This is a genomic window from Saccharopolyspora sp. NPDC000995, assembly GCF_053599315.1.
In genome coordinates this window covers 25,572-49,415 of sequence record NZ_JBSFLZ010000012.1, presented here as the reverse complement: position 1 = coordinate 49,415, position 23,844 = coordinate 25,572, and the positions used below count along the sequence as shown (strand labels likewise).

Below are 23,844 nucleotides of genomic sequence, written 5' to 3'. Positions count from 1 at the left end.
GACTACCTGCGTTCGCCGTCGCTGTCGCCGCGCGGCACCGGGATCCGGTTGAGCAGCTGCCGCACCAGGTCCGACGCCGAGCAGCGCGCGGCACGCGCCTCGCTGGTCAGCATTAGCCGGTGGGCAAGCACCGGGATGGCGATCGCCTGGACGTCGTCCGGGACGACGAACTCGCGTCCGGCCAGCGCGGCCTGCGCCCGGGCGGCGCGGACCAACTGCAGGGTCGACCGGGGCGAAGCGCCCAGCCGCAGCTCGGGCAGCTGGCGTGTCGCGGTGACCAGGCCGATCACGTAGCGCCGGATCTCGGTGGACAGGTGCACCCGGCGCACGGCCCGCAACAGGGCCTGCACCTCGCCGCTGTCGGCGACGGGGCGCAGGTCGCGCAGCGGATCGTGCCCGGCGTGCTCGTCCACCATCGCCAGCTCCGCCTTGGCGTCCGGGTAGCCGATGGACACGCGGGTGGTGAAGCGGTCCCGCTGCGCCTCGGGTAGCGCGTAGGTCCCCTCCATCTCGATGGGGTTCTGGGTGGCTATGACCATGAACGGAGCGCTGAGCGGGTAGGTCTCGCCGTCGACGGTGACCTGGTTCTCCTCCATGCACTCCAGCAGCGCCGACTGGGTCTTCGGCGAGGCCCGGTTGATCTCGTCGCCGACGACGATGTTGGCGAACACCGGGCCGGGCCGGAACTCGAAGGACTCGGTCTGCCTGTTGTAGATGGACACGCCGGTGATGTCGCTGGGCAGCAAGTCCGGGGTGAACTGGATACGGCTGACCGTGCAGTCGATGGACCGGGCCAGCGCCTTGGCCAGTGAGGTCTTGCCCACGCCGGGCACGTCCTCGACCAGCAGGTGGCCTTCGGCGAGCATGGTGACCAGCGCGACCCGCACCACCTCGGGCTTTCCGACCAGTACCTGCTCGACGTTGGCGGCGATTCGCTGGATGGTGCTGTGCAGTTGGGCGATGCGCGGCGTCGCGGCGTCGGCCGCGGCGTCGGGCAGCTGAGTTTTCGGCGTCACGCCACCTCCTGAGCGTTGCGGCGCGCGATCACCTGGTGCGGCGGGGTCGGCTCGCCGGAGCGGTCGCGCATGCAAACCTCCAAAGTCTGCGGCCGGTGGGCGGCTCCGGTGGTCCGCGTCGGCGTCCTCTGGCGAAGCGGCAACGATCGCCTGATCGAGTCCGGCGTGCACGTGCAGTGTGCCAAACCGGCGATGTCCGGTGGGACACCCGCATCGAACCTCGGCCGAACGCGGCGGACGGCCTCCCCACTTCGCCCCACGGCGGCGGGCCACCGGGGTCGGGTCGGGCGGGTCACGAGCATAACCGCGCACCCCGACGGGTTGATCAAGGTTGGGCCCGTCGTTCCCCCCCACCTCGCCGCCACGCTGTGCTACCAGCGCAAACGGTGCCAATACTGCTGGGGGAACCGTGGCAACTCGAGTTGACGGTGGAGTGAAGTGGGGTACTGTGGGGGAAGGTGGGGCAAACGGGGGTCCTACCTCTTCCAATGGCCACAGATCATCGGGTCCGGCGGAAGTTCCGGCCCGGTTTGCGTTCAGGGAGTGGGCGCCGTCGGGGCGGGTCCGGGGCCGTCAAGCGGGCGGCCTGGGCGGGGGAGGTGGACCGGGATGTTTCTCGGCACCCACCACCCGAAGCTCGACGACAAGGGGCGTCTGACGCTGCCGGCGAAGTTCCGGGAGGCATTGGCGGGGGGGTTGATGGTCACCAAGGGACAGGACCACTGCCTCTACGTCTTCCCGCGCGACGAGTTCGAGCAGATGGCGCGCAAGGTCGCCGATGCACCGTTCACCAACGAGGCGGTCCGCGCCTACCAGCGGTACCTGTTCGCCGGCACCGACGAGCAGCAGCCCGACGGGCAGGGTCGGATCTCGATCGCGGCGGAACTGCGGCGCTACGCCGGGCTGACCAAGGAGTGCGTGGTCATCGGCGCGATCAACCGCCTGGAGATCTGGCACGCGGAGAGGTGGCAGAGCTACCTCGACGAACACGAGGAGAGCTATGCGAAGGCGCAGGAGGAGGTGCTGCCCGGCGTGTTCTGAGTGTTCCGCCGGCTGGCGGGACGGGAATTGACGGCAAGTGATCCGGGTTTCGTGAGGCCTCGGTCCGCTCGGCTATCGCATGCCTGGTGCATCTTCCCCGGCACCAGGACGCGACGGGCGGGCGGGGACCTGACGGGATCCGGACGACGAGGGGGCTTACCGGTGATCGCCACGCGTGGTTCTGCGCGTGGCGATCGGGTATTCGATCGCGATGTTCAATGAGAACGGGCACGCGGGAGGGAGGGACCGCCGTGGCCCAACAGCGGCATGATCAGGGCGGATCCGCCCGCGACAAGCATGTGCCGGTACTGCTCGACCGCACGCTGGAGCTGCTAACGCCGGCGCTGTCCCGCGAGGGCGCGGTGGTCGTCGACGCCACGCTCGGCATGGGCGGACACTCGGAGGCGATGCTCGCCGCGCACCCGGGCCTGACCCTGGTCGGCCTGGACCGGGATCCGGACGCACTGCGTCTGGCCGGTGAGCGCCTGGCGCCGTACGCCTCCCGGATCCACCTGGTGCACGCGGTGTACGACCAGTGGGCGGAGGTGCTCGACGACCTGGGCATGTCCGAAGTGGACGGCGCGCTGTTCGACCTCGGGGTGTCCTCGCTGCAGCTGGATGAGACCGGCCGCGGCTTCGCCTACGCGCACGACGCGCCGCTGGACATGCGGATGGACCCGGGGGCGCCGCGCACCGCCGCGGACGTGCTCAACACCTACAGCGCGGACGAGCTGGCGCGGGTGTTGCGCACCTATGGCGAGGAGAAGTTCGCGGGCAAGATCGCCGCCGCGATCGTCCGGGAACGCCAAAAGAAGCCCTTCGCCAACAGCGCTCGGCTGGTGCAGTTGCTCTACGACACGGTGCCGGCGGCGAGTCGGCGCACCGGTGGACATCCGGCCAAGCGCACCTTCCAGGCGCTGCGCATCGAGGTCAACGCAGAGCTCGACGTGCTGGACCGCGCGCTTCCGGCGGCGCTGGATTCGCTGGCCGCGGGCGGTCGGATCGTGGTGATGTCCTACCACTCGCTGGAGGACCGGATGGTCAAGCGGGCCTTCGCCGAGCGGGCGAAGTCGCGGACCCCGGTCGACCTGCCGGTGGAACTGCCGGGACACGGACCGGAATTCCGATTGCTCACCAGGGGCGCCGAGCTCGCCGGTGAGCAGGAGATCGAGGCCAACCCCCGGGCCGCGTCGGTGCGGCTGCGGGCCGCGGAGCGGATTGGCCGGGGAAACGCATGAGCTGCAAGGCGAGGGAGGCGAGATGACTGCACCTACGCGCGCTGGCAAAGCCGCCTCGCGGACGGGTCAGGCCGCCCAGAAGTCTGCGCAGAAGAGCAGCCAGAAGTCTGTGCAGAAAACCGGGCAGAAATCCGCCCAGAAGACGACCCAGAAGTCCGGGCAGAAGACCGAGAAGCCGCGGACGCGGTCGGCTGCGGCTGAGCGCGCGTACGCGCGCCGCGAGGAGCGGCGGGAGCGGTCGGCGCGGGAGCCCGCCGCCAGGCGGCCGCGCCAGGTGCGGCAGGGCGTGGAGGAGCGGCGTCCGGCAGCGAAGCCGAAGCCGAAGGCGAAGCAGCTGCACGAGCGGGTTTCGCTCCAGCGGTTGCCGCTGGTGGTCGTCGTGATGTCGGTGCTGGCCACCGGCTTGGCGGCGACGTTGTGGCTGTCCATCGCGGCGGTCAGTGGCAGCTACCAGCTGCAGCAGGGCGAGGACAACCTCAACGCCCTGGGCGAGAGCAGGGAACGGTTGCTGCGCGAGGTCAGCTCGATGAGCTCGACGCCGGAGATCCAGCGTCGCGCCGAGGAAGCCGGCCTGCGGCCGGCGCCGTCTCCGGCGCGCCTCGTCCAGCAGCCGGACGGCTCGGTGATCGTCGTCGGCGAGCCCAAGAAGGTCACCGCTGCGCAACCTTCGGCGGACCAGCCGCCCGCCCCGCCCGCGCAGGGTGAGCAACCCCCGGCGGGGCAGCCTCCGTCGGAGAACCAGGCCCCGCAGCAGCCGCCGCCAGTGGACCAGCAGCCGGACGCGGCCGCATTGGCGGGCCGCTGATGGCCCGTGGGGCGACCGGCGGCATCAGGAGGCGCACCGCGCGCACCAATGTGGCCGGTAGCAACCGGCGGCTGCTCGTCGGCCGGTTGCTGCTGGTGATCGCGCTCATGCTGACCGCGGGCAAGCTGATCCAGGTGCAGGGGTTCGAGGCCAGTGCGCTGTCCGAGAAGGCACAGCGGCAGCGGGCGGCCAGCCAGGTCATCCAGGCCGAGCGCGGGTCCTTCGTGGACCGCAGCGGGAACGTGCTGGCGTTCAGCGGTGAAGCGCGGCAGCTCTTCGCCAACCCGAGGCTGCTGACCAAGACATTCGACGACGAGCACGCCAAGGATCCCTCGAAACCCACGGCGGAGCAGTACAAGAAGGAGGTCGCCCGCTACATCCCGCAGGTCACGCAGGGGAAGATCTCTGAGCAGGAAGTGCTCAACGCGCTCTTCAAGGACGTCCAGTTCACCTACTTCGGCCCGCCGATCGATCCGAGCCAGGCGCGGCTGATCACCGAGAAATACCCGCACATCGGGGCCGATTACCGGGGGACCCGCGAGTATCCGGCCGGAGACCTGGGCTCGAACATCATCGGTGCGGCGAACTGGCGGCCGGACGAGCAGAAGCTGAAGGGGCAGATGGGCCTAGAGGCCTCGTTGGATCCGCTGCTGGCCGGCACCGACGGGGCGAAGGTCGCCGACACCGCGATGGGGTCGAACCTCGTCATCCCCGGCACCGAGCGGGAGTTGAAAGCGGCGATCCCGGGCTCAGACGTTGAGTTGACGATCGACTCGGACCTGCAGTTCATGCTGCAGCGCGAACTCGCCGACTACGCCCGCCAGGCCAGGGCCCGGAGCGCGAGCGCGGTGGTGCTGGACGCCAAGACCGGCGAGATCTACGCGCTGGCCAACGACAAGACCTTCGATCCGCGCGCCGGGTCGTGGGGGGAGAACCCCGGCACCAACCCGGCGGTGACCACACCCTACGAGCCGGGCTCGGTGAACAAGGTGATCACCGCGGCCGGAGCGATCGAGAACGGCATCGTCAAACCGGACACCGTGCTGCAGGTCCCGGGCTCCATCAAGGTCGCCGACCGGACCGTCGGGGACGCCTGGGACCACAGCACCGTCCCGATGACCTTCACCGGTGTGCTGGGCAAGTCCTCCAACGTCGGCACCCTGATGGTCGCGCAGCAGCTCGGCGAGCAGCGGTTCTACGACCTGGCCCGGAAGTTCGGGTTGGGCCAGCGGACCGGCAGCGGTCTGCCGGGCGAGAGCGCGGGCAGCCTGCCGCCACGCGAGTCCTGGTCCGGGTCGACGTTCGCGAACCTGCCGATCGGCCAAGGCCTTTCGATGACGGTGCTGCAGATGGCGGGCATGTACCAGGCGATCGCTAACGACGGGGTGCGGATTCCACCGCGCATCATCGCCGCGGAGGTCCGGCCGGACGGCACGCGCGTGGAGCGCCCGCGCCCGGAGGGGGTGCCGGTGGTCAGCCCGGAGACGGCGCACACCGTGAAGGACATGCTGCGCGCGGTCGTGCAGAAGGCTCCGCAGCCCAACCGCGGCACCGGTCCGGATGCAGCGCTGCCGGGCTACCAGGTCTCCGGCAAGACGGGGACGGCGCAGCAGATCGACCCGGACTGCCGCTGCTACAGCCAGTCGAAGTACTGGATCACCTTCGCCGGGATAGTGCCCGCGGACAACCCGCGCTTCGTGGTGGGGCTCGTGCTGGACCAGCCCGCGTACGGCAGCCCCGAGGGGTCTTCGGCGGCGCCGTTGTTCCACAACATCGGTGCGTTCCTCACCCAGCGCTACCAGATCCCGCTGTCCAAGGAGCAGGCCCCGTTCCAGCTCCTCCAGGTCGGCTGACCGGCGGTCAGCCGACCTCGTTGACCGCAGGAAGGCGATGATGCCCCGGTACCACGTACCGGGGCATCATCATTCAGTGGTCAAAACGACCGTTCTTCACGGCGCGAACGAACACAGGAACATCGACCTCAAGCGTGGGACCGTTCGGGTCTTTCGAGTCCCGGATTTGGTCAAGAGCCGAGGTTAATTCGACACAGTCTCCGTTAGGATTGCTGTGGCTACTTTTGCGCCAGCGTTGTTTGATCACTTGAACTCCAATCATCTGCAATAACTTGCGCGATAAAGCGTTTCGAATCGGCAGGGCTCAGGGTGTGTCGACTGATCATTCTAATGGCCGTCCGATACGCATCAATGTCATCGGAGTTGGTGACAAATGCGCCAGAGCTATAGTGTTCAAAGTGCACGAACGGCGGCGCATCCGCGAACTCATAAAGAACAAATGGGCCAGCGGCGCCGGGGTGCCAACCGACACCAAGAGGAACGACCCGGATCGTAATGTTAGGCTGATCGGCCATTGTAAGTAGGTGTCGGAGTTGCTCGGTCATTACCTCGGGCGAAGCCATAGGCTCCCGCAACGCCACTTCGCTAATCAGCGCTTCAAGTCTTACAGGGTCTCGACCGGTGAGCACTTCGCGCCGGGCGATCCGAACTGTGACTCGGCGTTCGATCTCGTGCTTGGGTAGTTCATTGGCTACGGCTAGCGCGCGTACGAAATCGGTAATCTGGAGCAGTCCAGGCAGGATCATGGGTGACCATACAACTATCGACTTTGCCTCGCGCTCGCTTTCCATCGCGCCTGCTAGTTGTTCGGGCAGGCCGGGTATGCCGACAGCGAGCCAGTTGGGCTCACTCGCTCTCCGAGCAAGCGCGAGAATCCTCTCGCACTCGTCCGGTTTAGCTCCTAGAGCGCCCAAAATTCGGGCCGTAAGCTCTACGCTGGGAACTTTCTTGCAATTTTCGATCTTGGACAGGTTTGATTGGTCGAAGGACAACTTGCGGCCAAGTTCGCGCATACTCATGTTTCGTTATTGGCGAGCTTGACGCAAAGCAGCGGCTAGCGCTCTGGCGCGCGGTCCATTGGCTGTAGCCACGCGATCCATCCTTACGTGTTGTCGGATGTTGATCGCCCGATTAGGGCAATTGTGAGGTTGTGGTTACCTCACCCACTCTCAAGCCAACGCAGGTCAACCGTTGCATATCTAGCGTACTTGTTGGGTCAACACTCTTTGGAGGAATCATGCTGGGTGAGGGCACTTTGCCAGTGTCGGGATGTCGGAATGTGGAGGGGCCTCCAATCGCGGACGAAGCGCGAGCACTCCGCTACCGAAGTCATCCGGCCGTCGCCGAAGGTCTGCGGAACACCAGCGAATCTGATATGTCCGCCCCGGCGTACTCGCATCCGACAAGGCGGAACGTCGCCTGCGGCAACGGTTTTCAGCATTTCGAGAGTGTCTCCACGTGGATCAGCGACGGCCGTGTGGTGTTGGTTGCTCCGTCGGCCGAGGTGGCTCTGATGACGTCGGAAGCCGCCCGCAGGTTGGCCGACAACTTGCGTGACCACGCGGACGCGATCGATGCCGAACGGCGGGTTTTCGATCGGCGAGACGTCTCGCTCATCCGGCGCTAAGACCTGCCCGGTCCGTCCCGTGGCCTCCCGGCGGGACGGGTCGGGCACATGAGGCGGGCGGCGTCGCGTCGAGAACCGAGCGGTGCCCCCGAAGCACCGCACTCCCCTCGGCTCCGCGCGCCGCCCGCCACCCCCAAAGCGCGGCGGCCCTCTGCTGCCCCCGGCCCCCGGTAGGGCCGCTGCACCTCACACACCGAGAGGTTGATCATGGTAAAACCGCACCTGAACACGACACCGAACCAGCAGCGCTACTTCTGGCTGCCGGTACCAGACGAGTCCATCGACTACGGCCTGGCGCGCCACGCTTTTGCCGGTACACGCCTGGACGCGGGCGCGGCCGGTGAATCGTTCTGCGGCATCACCTTCGCCTTGGCTCGACCGTCCGAAATGGACTGGATTCACGCCAAAACCTGCCAGGACTGCAACACGTTGCTGAAGCAGCTGAAGGGATGTCCGACGTGATAGCGCCATGGAAATCGACGGTCTGATTTCAATGGAAATTGCGGACCGTCGGCGTTCGGACCACGACGCGCCGACGACTGTGGGCAACTTGCGCAATTTCAATGTCCTGCGCTGGACCTGAGCCGAACTCCAGCGACATGGTTTTCCTCGTTTTCCTCCTCCTGAAAACCGAGTCTGCGAATTTCTACTTGATCACCCCGCAGCCGCGACGCGGTTCAACCGCGACTGCGCTGAACGGCGCAGGCGGTGCCCGGCCGAACAGGTGACCGACCATCGGGATGCTTCCTCAGGTGCTACGGGTAGCCTGTCGCGACGTGCCTTCCGCGGTCGCGACAGCTCCACCTCGCCCGGTCCACGTCGAGCCGGTGGAGATCGAGAAGCTCGCCGATGTCATCGGCGCGCATGTGCTTCGCGCCCCAGGTCACAGCGCTGCCGCAGCGCCGGTGACCGGGGCGACCCTGCGTGCTCAACACGTGCGCCCAGGCGACCTGTTCGCCGCCCTGCCGGGCACCCGCGTGCACGGCGCCGACTTTGCGCGGCACGCGCTGGACTCCGGCGCCGTCGCCGTGCTTACCGACCAGGCCGGGATCGATCGGGCCGCGCTCATCGAGCACCCCGCCGTCCGCGAGGGCCGGGTGTCGCTGCTCGTGCACGACGATCCGCGGGGCGTGCTCGGCGCGGCCTCAGCGTTGATCTACGGCGACCCGTCGAGCCGGTTGAAGGTGCTCGGCGTGACCGGCACCTCCGGGAAGACCACCACCACCTACCTGCTGGAGTCCGCGCTGCAGGCCGCCGGGTTCGGCACCGGGCTCGTCGGCACCGTCGAGACCCGCATCGCCGGCGACCGGTTGGACAGCGCGTTCACCACGCCGGAAGCGCCGGACCTGCAGGCGCTGCTGGCCGTGATGGTCGAGCACCGGGTGACCTACGTGCCGATGGAGGTCTCCAGCCACGCGCTGGCCATGGGCCGGGTTTCCGGCACCAAGTTCGCCGTCGGCGCGTTCACCAACCTGTCCCAGGACCACCTGGACTTCCACCGCGACATGGAGGACTACTTCAAGGCCAAGGCCCTGCTGTTCGACGGCCGCGCCGAGCAAGAAGTCGTCTGCATCGACACCGAGTGGGGCGAGCGGCTGGTCAAGCCGCACACCATCACGGTGTCCACCGCGGGCGACGCGACCTGGTCCGCCACCGATGTCCGGGCGTACCCCACCGGGGAGCAGACCTTCACCGCGCATGGGCCCGACGACCTGGAGATGCACGTCCGGCTGCGGCTGCCCGGCCCGTTCAACGTCGCAAACGCACTGCTCGCGATCGGGATCCTGCGCGCCGCTGGGGTGCCCACCTGGGCGATCGAGCGCGGGCTCGCGGAGGTCGACGTGCCGGGCCGCATGGAGCGTGTCGCGCTCGGGCAGGACTTCACCGCCGTGGTGGACTACTCGCACAAGCCCGGAGCGGTGGCCGCGGTGCTCGACGCAGCCCGCGCGCAGGTCGACGGCAAGGTGATCGTCGTCCTCGGTTGCGGAGGCGACCGTGACGTCGCGAAGCGGCCGTTGATGGGCGAGGCGGCCGCCCGCCGGTCCGCGCTGCTGATCGTCACCGACGACAATCCGCGCAGCGAGGACCCGGCCGACATCCGGGCGGCCATGCTGGCCGGCGCCCAGGAGGTGCCGGCCGACCAGCGCGGCGACGTGATCGAGATCGGCGACCGGCGCGCGGCCATCGCCGCCGCGGTCGAACGGGCCGAGCCGGGCGACATCGTCGTCGTCGCGGGTAAGGGCCACGAGACGGGGCAGGAGGTGGCGGGCGTGGTGCACCCCTTCTCCGACCGGGAGGAACTCGCCGCCGCGCTCCGTCTATGTTTGGGCCAAAGGCCCAGGGAGCCAGAGGAAACCGATGTTCGTCGGGGGCAGGGCGACGAGGAGGCAAGTTGATCCGGCTCAGCCTCGCCGACATCGCGGAAGCGGTGGGCGGCAGGCTTCATCGTGCGGAAAGCTCGGAGATCGTCAGCGCGGGTGTCGAGTTCGACTCGCGCAAGATCGAACCCGGCGGGCTGTTCGTGGCCGTGCCCGGGGAACGGGTCGACGGGCACGACTTCGCGGCGCAGGCCGTCGCGAATGGTGCGGTGGGCGTGCTCGCCGCGCGGGAGGTCGACGCCCCGGCAGTGATCGTGCCGCCGGTGAGCAGCGACGCGGCAGGCGCGCTGGCGCTGGCCGGTGATGTGGACGGCTCCGGCGCCGCGGTGCTGGCCGGGCTGGCGAAGCTGGCCCGCCACGTGGTCGACCGGCTGCCGCAGCTCACCGTGGTCGGCGTGACCGGCTCGTCGGGCAAGACGTCCACGAAGGACCTGATCGCGCAGCTGCTGGAACCGATCGGGCCGACGGTCGCGCCGCCCGGCTCGTTCAACAACGAGCTCGGCCACCCGTGGACCGTGCTGCGCGCCGACGAGGGCACCCGGCACCTGGTGCTGGAGCTGTCCGCGCGCGGCGTCGGGCACATCGCGAACCTGTGCCGAGTGGCTCCGCCGCACATCGGCGCGGTGCTCAACGTCGGCCACGCGCACCTCGGCGAGTTCGGCTCACAGGAGGCGGTGGCGCAGGCCAAGGGCGAACTGGTCGAGGCGCTGCCAGCCGACGGCGTGGCGGTGCTCAACGCTGACGACCCGCTGGTCGCGGCGATGGCCGACCGGACGAAGGCCCGCGTGGTTTTCGTCGGGGAAAGCCCCGATGCGCACGTGCGCGCGGCGGACATCGAGGTCGACGAGCTGGCGCGACCGACGTTCACGCTGGTCACCGCGCAGGGCGAGGCCCGGGTTACGCTGCCGCTGTTCGGCGAGCACCACGTGGGCAACGCGCTGACCGCGGCCGCCATCGCGCTACAGCTCGGCGCGACCGTCGAGCAGGTGGCCCAGCGGCTCGGCTCGGTGCGCCGGGTGTCCGCGCGGCGCATGGAGGTCACCGGGACACCGGGCGGCGTCACGGTCGTCAACGACGCCTACAACGCCAACCCGGAATCGGTCCGGGCGGCGCTGAAAACGCTGGCCGCGATGACCCGGGGGCGCTCGGGCCGGGCGTGGGCGGTGCTGGGGCCGATGGCCGAACTCGGCGAGTTGGATGTCGAAGCGCACGACGAGATCGGGCGGCTGGCCGTCCGGCTGAACATCGACCGGCTGGTGGTGGTCGGCGAACAGGCCCGGGCGATGCACCAGGCGGCATCGCTGGAAGGGTCGTGGGGAGAGGAGTCGGTTCTGGTGCCGGACATCGATGCGGCCGTCGCACTGCTGCGCGCCGAGCTGCGTCCCGGTGACGTGGTGCTTGCCAAGGCGTCGAACTCCGCCGGGCTGTGGCGGGTCGCCGAAGCCCTGCTGGCCGAGGTAGATGCGGGGGGGCGCAAGCCGTGAAACCAATTCTGGTGGCGGCCGCCGTGTCGCTCGTCGTTTCGATCCTCTTCACCCCGTACCTGATCCGGGTGTTCTCCAAGCAGGGCTTCGGCCAGGAGATCCGGGAAGAGGTGCAGAGCCAGCACGCCGCCAAGCGCGGCACCCCGACCATGGGTGGCGTGGCGATCCTGGTTGCCATGTGGGTCGGCTACCTGGTGAGCCACCTGATGGGCGGCGATCCGATGACCGCCTCCGGATTGCTGGTGCTCGGCCTGACCACGGCCCTGGGCATCGTCGGGTTCCTGGACGACTTCATCAAGATCCGCAAGCAGCGCAACCTCGGGTTGAACAAGACGGCGAAGCTGGTCGGCCAGCTGATCGCCTCGGTGTTGTTCGCGATCCTGGCGATCCAGTTCGCCAACAAACACGGCGTCACACCCGCGTCGGTGGAACTGTCGTTCCTGCGCGACATCTCGGTGATCTCCTTCGGCGCGATCGGGTTCGTGATCTTCGCCTACGTGGCGATCAGCGGCTGGTCGAACGCGGTCAACTTCACCGACGGCATGGACGGCCTAGCGGGCGGCACCGCGGCGATGGTGCTGGCGACCTACGTGCTGATCTCGTTCTGGCAGCTGCGCAACGACTGCTTCGGCGAGGCCGGCCCGACGGCGGGCTGCTACACGGTGCGGGACCCGCTGGACATCGCGGTGGTCGCCGCGGCGGCGATGGCTGCCTGCGTCGGCTTTCTGTGGTGGAACGCGGCGCCCGCGAAGATCTTCATGGGCGACACCGGTTCGCTGGCGCTGGGCGGCCTCCTAGCCGGGCTTTCGATGGTCACCCGCACCGAGCTGCTGATGATCGTCATCGGCGGTGTGTTCGTGGTCGAGGCGCTGTCGGTGGTGCTGCAGATCGTGGTGTTCCGCTCAACCAGGCGGCGACTGTTCCGGATGGCGCCGTTCCACCACCACTTCGAGCTCGCCGGGTGGGCGGAAACGACGGTGATCATCCGGTTCTGGGTGCTGGCCGGGATCAGCTGCATGTTCGGCGTGGGCCTGTTCTACGCGGACTGGCTGGCGCTGGCCAACCCCTGACGCCGTTACCGTTGCAGGGTTTGCGATCCGCGCGGCGGTGACGCCCGGCGGACGAGGAGACAAGGGAGACGACTCGGTGGCAGGGCGGTTCGAGGGGCGGAACGTGCTGGTGGCCGGCGCCGGGGTGTCCGGCCGCTCGGCCGCCGAGGCGTTGCTTGCGGTGGGTGCGGCGGTCACCGTCACCGACGCCTGCGCCGACCGGCTGGCCGTGCTGGCGTCGTTGCGGGCGCAGGGCGCGGAGCTGGTCGCCGGGCTGAGCGAGCCGCCGGCGGGCACTGACCTGGTCGTGACCAGCCCCGGTTGGCGGCCGGACTCGCCGCTGCTGGCTGCGTCGGTCGCGGCCGGGGTCGAGGTGGTCGGCGAGGTTGAGCTCGCTTGGCGGCTGGACCAGGAGAAGGCGACGCCGGCCACCTGGCTGGCGGTCACCGGGACCAACGGAAAGACGACCACGGTCAGCATGCTGGAGTCGATCCTGCGCGCCGCCGGGGTCGACGTGGTGGCCTGCGGCAACGTCGGGCTACCGGTGGTCGACGCGGTCCGCGCCGGGCACGAGGTGCTCGCCGTGGAGCTGTCCAGCTTCCAGCTCCACTGGTCGGACTCCGTGGCGGCGTTCGCCGCCGTCGTCCTCAACCTCGCCGCGGACCACCTGGACTGGCACGGTTGCCTAATCGCCTACGGCGATGCCAAGGCGAAGGTCTACTCCGGCAACTCCGTTGCCGTCGCCAACGCAGACGACGCGTGGTCGACCCGCCTGGCGTCCGCCGCCGCGGCGGATGCCAGGCGGGTCTCCTTCACGCTGGGCGCTCCGCAGGAGAACCAGCTCGGCGTCGAGGACGCCTCGCTGGTGGATCGCGCCTTCGGCGACGGTGTGGTGCTCGCATCGCTGGCGGACGTGCATCCGGCGGGCCCGCACAACGTGGCGAACGCGCTGGCCGCGGCGGCGTTGGCGCGGGCCCACGGCGTCGCTTCGGCGGCGGTGGCTGAGGGGCTGCGGTCGTTCGAGCCGGGAGCGCACCGGTCGGTGCCGGTGGCCGAGGCCGCCGGTGTGTCCTATGTGGATGATTCGAAGGCGACGAACCCGCATGCGGCGGACGCCGCGCTTCGCGCGCACCCGACAGTGGTGTGGATCGCGGGCGGGTTGCTCAAGGGTGCCGAGGTCGACGACCTGGTCGCTGCCAACGTCGATCGGCTGGCGGCAGTGGTGCTGATCGGGCGCGATCGGGAGCGGTTCGCGGCCGCTCTGGCCCGACACGCCCCGGATGTGCCGGTCCGCGAGGTCGCGGCAGGGGACGATGCGGGCATGCTGGAAGCTGTTCGCGCGGCCAACGACTTCGCGCGGCCGGGTTCGGTGGTGCTGCTCGCCCCGGCTGCCGCGTCGATGGACATGTTCACCGATTACGCCCACCGGGGGCGGGCCTTCGCCGACGCGGTGCGCACGGTGCTGGCGGACGCTACGGCTGCCACGCACGGCGGGTGATCCGCAGTGACCACCGCGACCAAGCCCGCGCCCAAGCGCACTGCGAGCAAGCGCGCGAGCTTGGGCGTGCTGTCGCCGCTGACTGCCTGGTTGACCCGGCCCCTGGCCTCGTTTCACCTGCTGCTGGCTGTCTTCGGCCTGCTGACGATCTTCGGCCTTGTGATGGTGCTCTCGGCCTCCAGCGTCGACGCGTTCAACAAGGACGGCTCGTCCTACAGCGTGTTCAGCAAGCAGGCGATGTACTGCCTGGCCGGGCTGGTGGTGTTCTACGCCGCGCTGCGGGTGCCCGTCCGGCTGATGCGCCGGTACAGCCTGATCCTGCTGACGATCTGCCTGGGGCTGCTGGTGGCGGTGCTGACCCCGCTCGGCGCCAACATCAACGGGGCGAAGAGCTGGTTCGTGGTCGCAGGGGTGTCCTTCCAGCCGGTGGAGTTCGCCAAGATCGCCTTCGCGATGTGGGGCGCGCACGTGCTGGTCACCAAGCGCGGCCTGATGACGCAGTACCGTCATCTGCTGGTGCCTGTGGTGCCGGCGGCGCTGCTGATGTTCGCGCTGGTGATGATGCAGCCGGACCTGGGCTCGACGATCACGCTGTTCATAGTGCTGCTAGCGCTGCTGTGGTTCGCGGGGGCGCCGCTGCGGTTGTTCGTGGTGATGCTGTTGGGGGCGGTGACCGCTGGTGTGGCGTTGGCCATGGTCGCCGACTACCGGATGGCGCGGTTGACCGCGTTCCTGGATCCGCTCGGTGACCCGTCCGGCAACGGCTACCAGGCGCGGCAGGCGTTGTTCGCGCTGGCCGACGGCGGGCTGTTCGGCCGCGGGCTGGGGCAGGGCTGGTCGAAGTGGCAGTACCTGCCCAACGTGCACAACGACTTCATCTTCGCGGTGATCGGCGAGGAGCTCGGGTTCGTCGGCTGCGCGATCGTGCTGATGCTCTTCGCCACCACCGCTTACGTGGGCATGCGCATCGCGTTTCGCAACACCGACCCGTACATCCGGCTGGTGTCGGCGACGTTGACCGTGTGGCTGGTGGGACAGGCGATCATCAACGTCGGCTACGTCGTGGGTCTGTTGCCCACCACCGGGCTGCCGCTGCCGCTGATCTCCTCCGGAGGATCGTCGGTGGTCACTGCGATGCTGGTGTTCGGCCTGCTGGCGAACTTCGCCCGGCACGAGCCCGAGGCGATCGCCGCGCTACGGTCTTTGGGACCAGGTCGGGTCGGCAAGCTGCTGCGGCTGCCGACCCCGGCGCCGTACCGGCCACCGGCCAAGCGGCGTCCGGCACGACCGACCCCACGAAGCCGGCCCGGCGCGAAGAGCTCCGGGGCGGCGGCAACTCGCCGGGGAGGCGGGAGCACGCGCGCGCGTGGTGCGCGCAGCGGGCCCGGATCCCGGGCGCAGACACGAGGAGGACACCGTTGAGCGGGGACCAGACGGTCCGCATCGACCAGGGCGCGATGGCCGACCCTCGGGGTGCCGCCGTGGGCCGGCGGCCGCTGTCGGTGGTCGTCGCCGGGGGCGGCACGGCCGGGCACATCGAGCCCGCGCTGGCGCTGGCCGACGCGGTGCGCCGGCTGCGGCCGGACGCCCGGGTGACCGCGCTGGGCACCGAGCGGGGCTTGGAGAACCGGCTGGTGCCGGCCCGCGGCTATCCGCTGGAGCTCATCCCGCCGGTGCCGATGCCGCGCAAGCCCAACATCGACCTGCTGAAGCTGCCGCTGAAGGTGCGGGATTCGGTGAAGCAGACCCGCGCGGTGCTGGAACGAGTCGGCGCGGACGTGGTGATCGGCTTCGGCGGCTACGTCTCGCTGCCCGCCTACCTCGCCGCGCGTGGCCGCGTGCCGATCGTGGTGCACGAGGCGAACGCGCGCGCCGGGCTGGCGAACAAGGTCGGCGCGAAGTTCGCGGAACGCGTGCTGGCGGCGACCCCGGACAGCGGCCTGGCCGGGGCGCAGACCATCGGCATCCCGCTGCGCGAGTCGATCACCCGGCTGGACCGCGTGAGCCTGCGGATGCAGGCCCGCCAGCACTTCGGGCTGCACCCGCACGCCCCGACGATTCTGGTGTTCGGCGGCTCGCAGGGCGCCCGCACCCTCAACACCGCCTTCTCCGGCGCGGCGGAAGCGCTGGCGCGCGCCGGGATCGGCGTGCTGCACGCGCACGGACCGAAGAACACCATTGCGGTGCAACAGGTCCCGGGCGCACCGGCGTACACGGCCGTGCCGTACCTGGAGCGGATGGACCTGGCTTACGCGGCGGCGGACCTGGTGGTGTGCCGGTCCGGCGCGATGACCGTCGCCGAGGTCTCGGCCGTCGGGCTGCCCGCGGTGTTCGTGCCGCTGCCGCACGGCAACGGCGAGCAGGCGCTCAACGCGCAGCCGGTGGTCTCCGCCGGTGGCGCGCGGCTGGTGGCGGACGCGGACCTGACCACGCAGCGGGTCATCGACGAGATGCTGCCGCTGGCGCTGGACGCCCAGCGGTTGCAGGAGATGAGCCGGGCCACGCTGGGCAGCGGCCACCGCGAGGCTGACCAGGTGCTGGCGCAGATCGTGCTGGAGGTTGCCCGACGATGACCGGACAGTCTACTTCGGACTTCCATGCCGTGCTGGCGCGGGTGCACCTGGTCGGCATCGGCGGGGCTGGGATGAGCGGCATCGCCCGCATCCTGCTGGCCCGCGGGCAGCAGGTGTCCGGCTCGGACGCCCGCGACTCGCGCACCGTGCTGGCGCTGCGAGCGCAGGGCGCGCACATCGGCATCGGCCACCAGGCGGAGAACCTCGACCAGTTCGACGCGGACCCAACGGCGGTCGTGGTTTCCACGGCGATCAAGCCGGACAACGCCGAGCTGGTCGAGGCGCAGCGGCGGGGGATCACCGTGCTGCGCCGGGCCGAGGCGCTGGCCGCGCTGATGGCCGGGCACCGGGTGGCCTGCGTGGCGGGCACCCATGGCAAGACATCCACGACGTCGATGCTGACCGTGGCGTTGCAGCACTGCCGGTTCGACCCGTCCTTCGCGATCGGCGGCGACCTCAACGAATCGGGCGCGAACGCGCACCACGGTGACGGCAGCATCTTCGTCGCGGAAGCCGACGAGAGCGACGGCTCGTTCCTGGTGTTCGCGCCGTCGGTGGCGGTGGTTACCAACGTCGAGCCGGACCACCTGGACCACCACGGCACCGCCGAGGCGTACGTCGCGGTATTCGATGAGTTCGTGCGGCGGATCGAGCCGGGCGGGGTGCTGATCGCCTGCGCCGACGACCTGGGCGCTGCCGAACTGGCAGACCGGGCGGAGATCTCCGGCGTCCGGGTGCGGCGCTACGGGAAGTCGGTCACCGGAGACGCCGACGCGCGGCTGGTCGGCTACCAGCCCGAGCACGGTTCCGGCGTCGCGATCGTGCAACTCGGCGGCAAGACCATCGACGTGCAGGTTTCGGTGCCGGGCGAGCACATGGCTGGCAATGCCGTCGCGGCGCTGCTGGCCGGATTGGAACTCGGCGCGTCCCTCGACGGCCTGCTCGATGGGCTCGCCGCCTTCGGCGGGGTCCGGCGGCGGTTCGAGTTCAAGGGCCGCGCCGACGGCGTACGCGTCTACGACGACTACGCCCACCACCCGACCGAGGTGGACGCGCAGCTGCGGGCGGCCCGGCCGGTGGTCGGCGACGGCCGGCTGATCGTGGTGTTCCAGCCGCACCTGTTCTCCCGCACGGCGGCGTTCGCGAGCGAGTTCGCGACGGCGCTGGGCCTGGCCGACGAGGTCGTCGTGCTGGACGTTTACGGCGCGCGGGAGGATCCGCAACCCGGTGTCACCGGCGAGCTGATCGCCGGCGAAGTTCCGCTGCCGAGCGGAAAGGTGCACTACGAGCCGTCCTTGACGGCGGCCGCGCCGCTGGTTGCGGGCCTGACCCGGCCCGGTGACCTGGTGCTGACGATGGGGGCCGGGGACGTGACCATGCTCGGCCCGGAGATTCTCCGCGAGATCGACCGCGACGCCGCGGAGGAGCAGGGGTGACCACGCGCCGCCCCGCAACGGAGCGTCCCGGGCTGCGCAGCACCCGGGGCCGCCCGGTGCGGGGCGGCGCGACGGCCCCGCCGAAATGGCGCCGCTGGGCGTTCCCGTCGGTGTTGGCCGCGGTGACCGTGGTGGCACTACTGCTGTACTTCACGCCCCTCCTGGGTGTCCGGTCGGTGCAGGTCGTCGGCAACGCGACACTCGGCCAGGAACAGGTGGTGCATGCGGCGGGCATCGAGCCGGGCACGCCGATGCTGCAGGTCGACGTCGACGAGATCCGCGGCCGCCTGCAGGCCTTGCCGAAGATCGCGGCGGCTCAGGTGTCGCTGAGCTGGCCGTCGACGGTGCAGCTCGAAGTGACCGAGCGGGTGCCGGTGGCGTTCATGGTGGCCCGCAACGGTATCCAGCTCGTCGACGCCGGCGGCGTACCGTTCGAGACGGTCCTGGGACGCCCGGCCGACCTGCCGGAACTCCAGGTGCAGGCGGCGTCCCAGGACGACGCGGCGACCAAAGCGGCGATGACGGTGCTGATGGCCCTCTCTCAGCCGGTCCGCGCGGAGGTCGCGGCGGTGATCGCGCAACGGCCGAACGCCGTCCGCCTGCTGCTGAGGGGAGACCGTGAGGTCGACTGGGGTTCGTTGGAGGAAACCCCCCGGAAGGCGGCGATCCTCACACCCCTGCTCACCCGCCCGGGCAAGGTCTACGACGTGACCACCCCAGCCCTCCCAACGGTGGCCTGAGCGGGAGAACGCACGCGTCACCTGCCAGAATGGCTTGAAACGCTACGTTGCACTTGCTCGGCCTCGCGGCAGGAAAGGCATTGCCACCGCGACCTAGCGCCTGTTTCGAAAGTGGTTTGCGCAGCGGTGCGGGTACCGGAACCTCAGAGACCTTCTCGCTGCGGGATCCCCGACATCATGAATGCCAATTCACCACGTCGGGGACTGGATTCGCCGAGAGTCCTTTGGCGAGAGCCCTTCGGCGGGCACAGCCCCTGAGAACCCGCGACGGTGCCAGTTGAGTCCCATACCGCAAGCGGCTGCCGCCGCTTATAATACACGTTCTAGTACTCCTGGAGTACTAGTCGCACTGCATTTGAAGACGCTCACGAGAGGAAGCGCTGATGAGCATGACACTCGATTCGATGCCGAGCGCTACCAGCATCGGATGTTGAGTCGTTCGTAAATGGTGTGGAGCGGCAAGATTTGGGTACTGCGACACCGAAGTTGAGAACAGCGGAAATGCGCTCGGCGATCAGCTCGATACCGTTCTGTTGATCTATATATCGAGGACGCAGATGTCGCTGATCGAACAGCACCACGGCGTCTGGCTGAACGCCTATCGCGTTGGCACGCTGAACCAACGTGGGGACTACACTGGTTCGGTCGGTCCGGCAGCAAACTGCCTGGCCATTTGCTGTCAGCTCATGAGTCTTCCACCGAGCGTGGGATGGCAGCAGACTTCTAGTCATCGGCGAAAAAGAGCCGGGCGATCCAGGACAAAAGGCGTGAATTCGGTCTCGTACCGGGCCGTTCCGCGCTGAGATGGGAAGAGAATCATGTTGGCAACGTTCACCGTCCGTGCCGACCGTGTCTATTTGAGTGATTCGGGCGGATTCGACTGGTAATCATCGTGCCGGTTGGTGGCGCGCCCCAGACCAGCGAGGTTTCCGTGTATATGGCCCACACGACGCTCACCGCGACGTCAATGGCACTGAACCGGGAAATCAATTCGAGCCTAGTCGTTGACCTGATCTGGGTCATGGCAGGTACGGAGTACGGACTGGAGTATCTGCATGCGGTGACGCAACCAGGAAGGATTGACATCATCGCGTTCTGCTTGGTGACCGACACCAGGGCCGCGCATCGTGCCGGTCGCCGGATGTGCCAGGACGCTATTACTGCCTCACCGCAGTTGCGCGGATGGCGGATTTCGCCAGGCGCTTGACCGGCAAACAATGCCGATTCCGAAATTTGCAAGTCGCACACGAGACATCGCACACGAGACACCGGAATCTCCGGTCAGTACGCCAAGCCCAGGTTGTCGCCGGTGGACGCTGCGGGGCGACATGGTCGACTCTTCGGTGGCCACGGCCACGGCCACGGCCACGGCCACGGCACGACCCGCACCGCATGCTGATCTCCTACACCCACGCCGCTGCGACCATGAACTTCCTGCGGACACTGGAAGCCGGATCTTCCCCAGCCCAGCTGGCCCGTATCTACACCAGTCACGAGGCACTGGTTCTGGACTACGAGGCCGGACCGCTGCGGATGGTCGGCGAGAGGCTCTACTCGTTGTCGGCGCACACGCTGTAGATCGGCGAGCGGACCCAATCCCTCGGAGAACGCGCACATCGCCTTCGCCGAGCAAATCGCCAATCCCATCGGCGTCAAGCTCGGTCCAACCGCGACTCCCGACGAAGCCATCGAATACGCCTACCGGCAATGTCCCGGGCATGAGCAGGGACGGCTCATTTTCGTCTGCCGGATGGGCGCCGACGCAGTCCGTGACGACACAGGTTTCCAGCACTTGGCTGAAACCAGGAACTTCGACCGGATTCGCGAGGAGGTCCGCGGTTTTTCGACGTGCACCACGACCTGGGCACCTATCCCGGTGGCATCCACGTCGAAGCAACCGGCGAGGACGTCACCGAATGCCTCCGCGGAATCCAGCAGATCACCGAAGCCCAACAAGGAGATATCATGAAATGTTATCGCGAAGCGCGTCTTGAGGGATCGTTCGACCCGATCGCCGTGGTGTCGAGTCTGACTGGCTCCGGCCTGCTCACGCAGCATGTCGTGTACGAGCGCGACAAGTGCTGGTACGTGGGTGCAAACCCGCTGAGCGAGGTCATTGTCGACCCGAGATACGTACGCAGCACCGTCGACGGCAACGACATCACCGAGCCCTGGTCGGGCACACCGTGGCGGCAGGTGCAGGCCGCGCTGCGGCGTGCACCGCTGGCGGATTGGACCGCCTACGGTTGGGCGGCCTTCGAACTGGCCAGCCAACCGGGCGGCGCGTCGTCCGAACCGCTGGCGCACCTGATTGTGCCCGGTGTCGAACTGCGGATCACCGAGCACCACATCACGATCCGCAGCGTCGACCAAGCGATGCTCGACTCGGTGCAGACCGTGGTCCAAGCCGCTGCGCCATTGCATGTGCGGTCGTCGTCCATGGTCGACATCCATGTCGGCCGCGAGTCCTACCTCAGCAACGTGGCGTACGCCGTGGAGCAGATCCAACAGGGGCACCTGCAGAAAGTGATCATTTCTCGCTGCGTTCCCGTGCCCTTCAAAGTGGACATGTGCGCCACCTACGTGTTGGGCCGTTCCGGGAACACGCCGGCCCGGTCATTCCTGCTCGATCTGGGAGGCTGGCAAGCGGCCGGCTTCAGCCCGGAAACCGTCGTCGAGGTCCATCCTGGCGGCGTGGTTTCGACACAGCCGTTGGCAGGCACCCGCGCCCTCACCGGTGACAAGGAAACCGACGCGGCGCTGGGTGCCGCGTTGCTGACCGATCCGAAGGAGATCTTCGAGCACGCGGCGTCGGTGAAACTCGCGTTCGAGGAACTGGAGACAATCGGCAGCCCGGCCTCGACACAAGTCAGCGAATTCCTCGCGATCAAGCCCCGCGGCAGCGTTCAGCACCTCGCGTCCCGAGTGAATACCACGCTGGACGAGTCGCACGACACCTGGGATGCGATGGGCGCGGTGTTCCCCTCGATTACCGCGTCCGGAATTCCGAAAGCCCCAGCCTACAAGCTCATCACAGGGCTGGAGTCGGAGCCGCGCGGACTATATTCCGGCGCGGTGCTGAGGACCACTTCGGACGGGTTGCTGGACGCCGCGCTCGTGCTGCGGTCGATCTACCAACGGGACGGGCGCACATGGTTGCGTGCCGGTGCCGGTGTGGTCGCATCCTCGCGCCCCGAACGGGAATACGAGGAGACCTGCGAAAAACTGCGAAGCGTTTCGCGGTATGTCGTCGCAGACGATGAATCGCTTTCGTATCGAGGGCGTGAACCGGAGGAGACGAACGAGAAGTTGGGCTGTGTACATCGGGATCTGGCGGTATGGGACGAGCAGCGGGAAACGGGCGCCGTGATCCCAGCGCAGCAGTCGACTACTCCGACCAAGGCCCCCACCCGTACCACGGCCGACGCGACCGGCGAGGTCTGACCACCCTTTCTGACATCCCGAGAACCAGGAGAGAAGGCTTTCATGTCCCTTTATCTGTTCGACAACGCGGCCGATCAAGCACAATCGCGGTTTTCCGCTTTGGAGACCTGCTATGACCCCGTGAGCCGTGGCAACCTGCAGCGGTTGGATGTGCGCTCAGGATGGAATTGCCTGGAGGTCGGAGGCGGCGGCGGATCACTCGGCGCGTGGCTTGCCGATACCGTGGGCTCTACGGGACAAGTTCTGCTCACCGATATTGCTCCACGAGTCGAGCCGGCCAACCGACGGGCGAACCTCACCGTCAAGCAGCACGACATCGTCAACGACGACCTGCCGGAGGCCGTGTTCGACCTCATCCACGCCCGTTTGGTGCTCCTTCATCTTCCGCAACGGCGGGAAGTTCTTGAGCGGCTCATCACTGCCCTCAAGCCGGGTGGGTGGCTGGTCCTGGAGGAGTTCGACTGCGAAGCGACTCCGGTGCTGACTGCTGCGCACCCTGAGGAGATCGACTTGTTCGACAAAGTGCACAGCCGCTTGATGCACCTTCTCGTCGAGGCCGGGGCCGACACTGCGTGGGCACAGGGGGCCCACGCGGCTATGACGGACGCCGGGCTGGAGGAGGTGTTTTCCACCACTTACGCCGAATCCTGGACTGGCGGCAGCGTCGGCATCCACCTGCACCGCGTCAACACCGAGCAGGTCGAGGACCAGCTCATCGCCAGTGGCGTCGCACCAGAGGATCTGCGGGAGTTCTGGTCTCTCTTGGATGATCCGCGATTCACGGTCAACTCCTACCCGCTGGTGACCGTGCAGGGACGCCGTCGGCAGCATCGGTCGCTACCTGCTCCGCGTCAACGCCGAGCATAAATATCAGACCAATTAAATCGGTCTATCCGGGTTCGGATGGGCCTCGATATCACGGGTGGTCATGCCCCGCGATTACAACGGCAGGATCGCCCCGTCGATACTGCCCAGCCGGAAAGATCGTTTCGGCACGATCGCGGGGCGTGGATCGTGTTCTTCGACGAGTCCGGACCGTCGCCGGCACCGACCGTGCGCCGCAGCCGGGCGCCGATAGGACAACTACCAGTGCTGGAGCACCGGTTCAGTTGGAAACGCGCCTCGATGGCCGCCGCGCTGTGCTACCTACCCAGCCCGCGTGATCGACGCAGAGCGTGGGTGGCTTTCCGCGTCCAGTACAACACCAACACCCTCATCGAGGTGCTGGGTGAACTGCGTACTTTCCTTGCCCCACAACCGGTCACGCTGTTCTGGGACGGCTTTCCCGTCCACCGCAGCGAAGCCCGACATCAGCTACGAAGCGACCACCTGTGCCCAACGCGGTATCGACCGCGTCCGCACCACCGAACACCTACCGCACTCAAACAAGCCGGACTTTCACTCTAATGCACGAAGGTCAGTGCCAAAGCCAGAAGGGCTTTGCCCGAAAATGCTACCGGTTCTTGCCTGATCGGCCCCGGTGTAAGCCACACCAGTTGTCGTCGACTCCTGCCGACGATTCACTGTCGTGCACGCTGTACACAGCGTGCGCAGCGTATTCCACCAGTCGTAGCCGGTGGCCACCGTGTCTTTTGACGTTGCCTGCTTCTCTGGGTTGTCTTCGCCGACGTTCGAGATTGCTGACGATCTGGAAGGACATTG

General features: G+C 68.1%; 21 protein-coding genes and 1 pseudogene. 19 read left to right on the top strand and 3 right to left on the bottom strand.

Annotation, left to right across the window (positions count from 1 at the left end; translation table 11 throughout):
* Nucleotides 1-2: 2 nt before the first annotated feature.
* Nucleotides 3-998, bottom strand: coding sequence for an AAA family ATPase (locus tag ACWDKQ_RS06885; protein WP_450137837.1), 996 nt, complete (start codon nt 996-998; stop codon nt 3-5).
* A 627-nt stretch (nt 999-1,625) separates the two neighbouring features.
* Between ACWDKQ_RS06885 and mraZ the strand changes: the two genes are divergently transcribed.
* From mraZ to ACWDKQ_RS06865, 4 genes are all read left to right on the top strand, one after another.
* Nucleotides 1,626-2,057 carry a division/cell wall cluster transcriptional repressor MraZ gene (mraZ, locus tag ACWDKQ_RS06880; protein WP_450137800.1) on the top strand — a complete coding sequence of 144 codons (432 nt, stop codon included), beginning with the start codon at nt 1,626-1,628 and terminating at the stop codon, nt 2,055-2,057.
* Between the two features lie 251 nt (nt 2,058-2,308).
* Nucleotides 2,309-3,295 carry a 16S rRNA (cytosine(1402)-N(4))-methyltransferase RsmH gene (rsmH, locus tag ACWDKQ_RS06875; RefSeq protein WP_450137799.1) on the top strand — a complete coding sequence of 329 codons (987 nt, stop codon included), beginning with the start codon at nt 2,309-2,311 and terminating at the stop codon, nt 3,293-3,295.
* 22 nt (nt 3,296-3,317) lie between these two features.
* Nucleotides 3,318-4,100, top strand: coding sequence for a hypothetical protein (locus tag ACWDKQ_RS06870; RefSeq protein WP_450137798.1), 783 nt, complete (start codon nt 3,318-3,320; stop codon nt 4,098-4,100).
* The gene (locus ACWDKQ_RS06865; protein ID WP_450137797.1) at nt 4,100-5,953 is read left to right on the top strand and encodes a peptidoglycan D,D-transpeptidase FtsI family protein; all 1,854 of its coding nucleotides are present in this window, start codon (nt 4,100-4,102) and stop codon (nt 5,951-5,953) included. Before ACWDKQ_RS06870 ends, ACWDKQ_RS06865 begins: the two co-directional genes overlap by 1 nt.
* Nucleotides 5,954-6,026: 73 nt before the next feature.
* On the opposite strand, the gene ACWDKQ_RS06860 is transcribed toward ACWDKQ_RS06865, so the two are convergent.
* Nucleotides 6,027-6,215: a DUF397 domain-containing protein gene (locus ACWDKQ_RS06860; protein WP_450137796.1), complete on the bottom strand. Its 189-nt coding sequence runs from the start codon at nt 6,213-6,215 to the stop codon at nt 6,027-6,029.
* The gene (locus ACWDKQ_RS06855) at nt 6,172-6,972 is read right to left on the bottom strand and encodes a helix-turn-helix domain-containing protein (protein WP_450137795.1); all 801 of its coding nucleotides are present in this window, start codon (nt 6,970-6,972) and stop codon (nt 6,172-6,174) included. Before ACWDKQ_RS06855 ends, ACWDKQ_RS06860 begins: the two co-directional genes overlap by 44 nt.
* Before the next feature lie 815 nt (nt 6,973-7,787).
* Here ACWDKQ_RS06855 and ACWDKQ_RS06850 point away from each other — a divergent pair.
* From ACWDKQ_RS06850 to ACWDKQ_RS06780, 15 genes and pseudogenes are all read left to right on the top strand, one after another.
* Entirely contained in the window at nt 7,788-8,042 is a 255-nt protein-coding gene (locus ACWDKQ_RS06850; RefSeq protein ID WP_450137794.1) for a hypothetical protein, read from the top strand.
* Between the two features lie 365 nt (nt 8,043-8,407).
* Nucleotides 8,408-9,976, top strand: a complete 1,569-nt coding sequence (locus tag ACWDKQ_RS06845; protein WP_450137793.1) for a UDP-N-acetylmuramoyl-L-alanyl-D-glutamate--2,6-diaminopimelate ligase — start codon at nt 8,408-8,410, stop codon at nt 9,974-9,976.
* Complete coding sequence (locus ACWDKQ_RS06840; RefSeq protein WP_450137792.1) at nt 9,973-11,442, top strand: UDP-N-acetylmuramoyl-tripeptide--D-alanyl-D-alanine ligase; 1,470 nt, start codon at nt 9,973-9,975, stop codon at nt 11,440-11,442. The genes ACWDKQ_RS06845 and ACWDKQ_RS06840 overlap by 4 nt, the downstream gene beginning before the upstream one ends.
* Nucleotides 11,439-12,512, top strand: a complete 1,074-nt coding sequence (gene mraY, locus ACWDKQ_RS06835) for a phospho-N-acetylmuramoyl-pentapeptide-transferase (RefSeq protein WP_010306504.1) — start codon at nt 11,439-11,441, stop codon at nt 12,510-12,512. Before ACWDKQ_RS06840 ends, mraY begins: the two co-directional genes overlap by 4 nt.
* A gap of 76 nt (nt 12,513-12,588) precedes the next feature.
* The gene (gene murD / locus ACWDKQ_RS06830) at nt 12,589-13,989 is read left to right on the top strand and encodes a UDP-N-acetylmuramoyl-L-alanine--D-glutamate ligase (RefSeq protein ID WP_450137791.1); all 1,401 of its coding nucleotides are present in this window, start codon (nt 12,589-12,591) and stop codon (nt 13,987-13,989) included.
* 6 nt (nt 13,990-13,995) lie between these two features.
* The gene (gene ftsW / locus ACWDKQ_RS06825; RefSeq protein WP_450137790.1) at nt 13,996-15,411 is read left to right on the top strand and encodes a putative lipid II flippase FtsW; all 1,416 of its coding nucleotides are present in this window, start codon (nt 13,996-13,998) and stop codon (nt 15,409-15,411) included.
* A 35-nt stretch (nt 15,412-15,446) separates the two neighbouring features.
* Nucleotides 15,447-16,562 (top strand): undecaprenyldiphospho-muramoylpentapeptide beta-N-acetylglucosaminyltransferase, encoded by a 1,116-nt coding sequence (murG, locus tag ACWDKQ_RS06820; protein WP_450137836.1) that lies wholly within the window; start codon nt 15,447-15,449, stop codon nt 16,560-16,562.
* Nucleotides 16,559-17,998 (top strand): UDP-N-acetylmuramate--L-alanine ligase, encoded by a 1,440-nt coding sequence (gene murC, locus ACWDKQ_RS06815; RefSeq protein WP_450137789.1) that lies wholly within the window; start codon nt 16,559-16,561, stop codon nt 17,996-17,998. Before murG ends, murC begins: the two co-directional genes overlap by 4 nt.
* A complete protein-coding gene (locus tag ACWDKQ_RS06810) occupies nt 17,995-18,738 on the top strand; it encodes a cell division protein FtsQ/DivIB (RefSeq protein WP_450137788.1) in 744 nt (247 codons plus the stop codon). Before murC ends, ACWDKQ_RS06810 begins: the two co-directional genes overlap by 4 nt.
* A gap of 937 nt (nt 18,739-19,675) precedes the next feature.
* On the top strand, nt 19,676-19,945 hold the full coding sequence (locus tag ACWDKQ_RS06805; protein WP_450137787.1) for a hypothetical protein: 270 nt from the start codon (nt 19,676-19,678) through the stop codon (nt 19,943-19,945).
* A 185-nt stretch (nt 19,946-20,130) separates the two neighbouring features.
* Nucleotides 20,131-20,316, top strand: a complete 186-nt coding sequence (locus tag ACWDKQ_RS06800) for a hypothetical protein (RefSeq protein WP_450137786.1) — start codon at nt 20,131-20,133, stop codon at nt 20,314-20,316.
* Between the two features lie 37 nt (nt 20,317-20,353).
* Nucleotides 20,354-20,452: pseudogene (locus tag ACWDKQ_RS06795) on the top strand (hypothetical protein); the annotation flags it as partial.
* 134 nt (nt 20,453-20,586) lie between these two features.
* Nucleotides 20,587-22,182: a salicylate synthase gene (locus tag ACWDKQ_RS06790; RefSeq protein ID WP_450137785.1), complete on the top strand. Its 1,596-nt coding sequence runs from the start codon at nt 20,587-20,589 to the stop codon at nt 22,180-22,182.
* A 42-nt stretch (nt 22,183-22,224) separates the two neighbouring features.
* Nucleotides 22,225-23,049, top strand: a complete 825-nt coding sequence (locus tag ACWDKQ_RS06785) for a class I SAM-dependent methyltransferase (protein ID WP_450137784.1) — start codon at nt 22,225-22,227, stop codon at nt 23,047-23,049.
* A gap of 36 nt (nt 23,050-23,085) precedes the next feature.
* Nucleotides 23,086-23,589, top strand: a complete 504-nt coding sequence (locus ACWDKQ_RS06780) for a transposase (protein WP_450137783.1) — start codon at nt 23,086-23,088, stop codon at nt 23,587-23,589.
* The last annotated feature ends 255 nt before the right edge of the window (nt 23,590-23,844 follow it).

Excerpts from the sequence above, each read along its gene's own strand:
- ACWDKQ_RS06780 (WP_450137783.1), top strand. The coding sequence starts at position 23,086 with ATGGGCCTCGATATCACGGGTGGTCATGCCCCGCGATTACAACGGCAG.
- ACWDKQ_RS06785 (WP_450137784.1), top strand. The coding sequence starts at position 22,225 with ATGTCCCTTTATCTGTTCGACAACGCGGCCGATCAAGCACAATCGCGG.
- ACWDKQ_RS06850 (WP_450137794.1), top strand. The coding sequence starts at position 7,788 with ATGGTAAAACCGCACCTGAACACGACACCGAACCAGCAGCGCTACTTC.
- ACWDKQ_RS06805 (WP_450137787.1), top strand. The coding sequence starts at position 19,676 with ATGGCCCACACGACGCTCACCGCGACGTCAATGGCACTGAACCGGGAA.
- ACWDKQ_RS06800 (WP_450137786.1), top strand. The coding sequence starts at position 20,131 with ATGCTGATCTCCTACACCCACGCCGCTGCGACCATGAACTTCCTGCGG.
- murC (WP_450137789.1), top strand. The coding sequence starts at position 16,559 with ATGACCGGACAGTCTACTTCGGACTTCCATGCCGTGCTGGCGCGGGTG.
- murG (WP_450137836.1), top strand. The coding sequence starts at position 15,447 with ATGGCCGACCCTCGGGGTGCCGCCGTGGGCCGGCGGCCGCTGTCGGTG.
- ACWDKQ_RS06855 (WP_450137795.1), bottom strand. The coding sequence starts at position 6,972 with ATGAGTATGCGCGAACTTGGCCGCAAGTTGTCCTTCGACCAATCAAAC.
- ACWDKQ_RS06860 (WP_450137796.1), bottom strand. The coding sequence starts at position 6,215 with ATGATTGGAGTTCAAGTGATCAAACAACGCTGGCGCAAAAGTAGCCAC.
- ACWDKQ_RS06870 (WP_450137798.1), top strand. The coding sequence starts at position 3,318 with ATGACTGCACCTACGCGCGCTGGCAAAGCCGCCTCGCGGACGGGTCAG.
- ACWDKQ_RS06865 (WP_450137797.1), top strand. The coding sequence starts at position 4,100 with ATGGCCCGTGGGGCGACCGGCGGCATCAGGAGGCGCACCGCGCGCACC.
- mraZ (WP_450137800.1), top strand. The coding sequence starts at position 1,626 with ATGTTTCTCGGCACCCACCACCCGAAGCTCGACGACAAGGGGCGTCTG.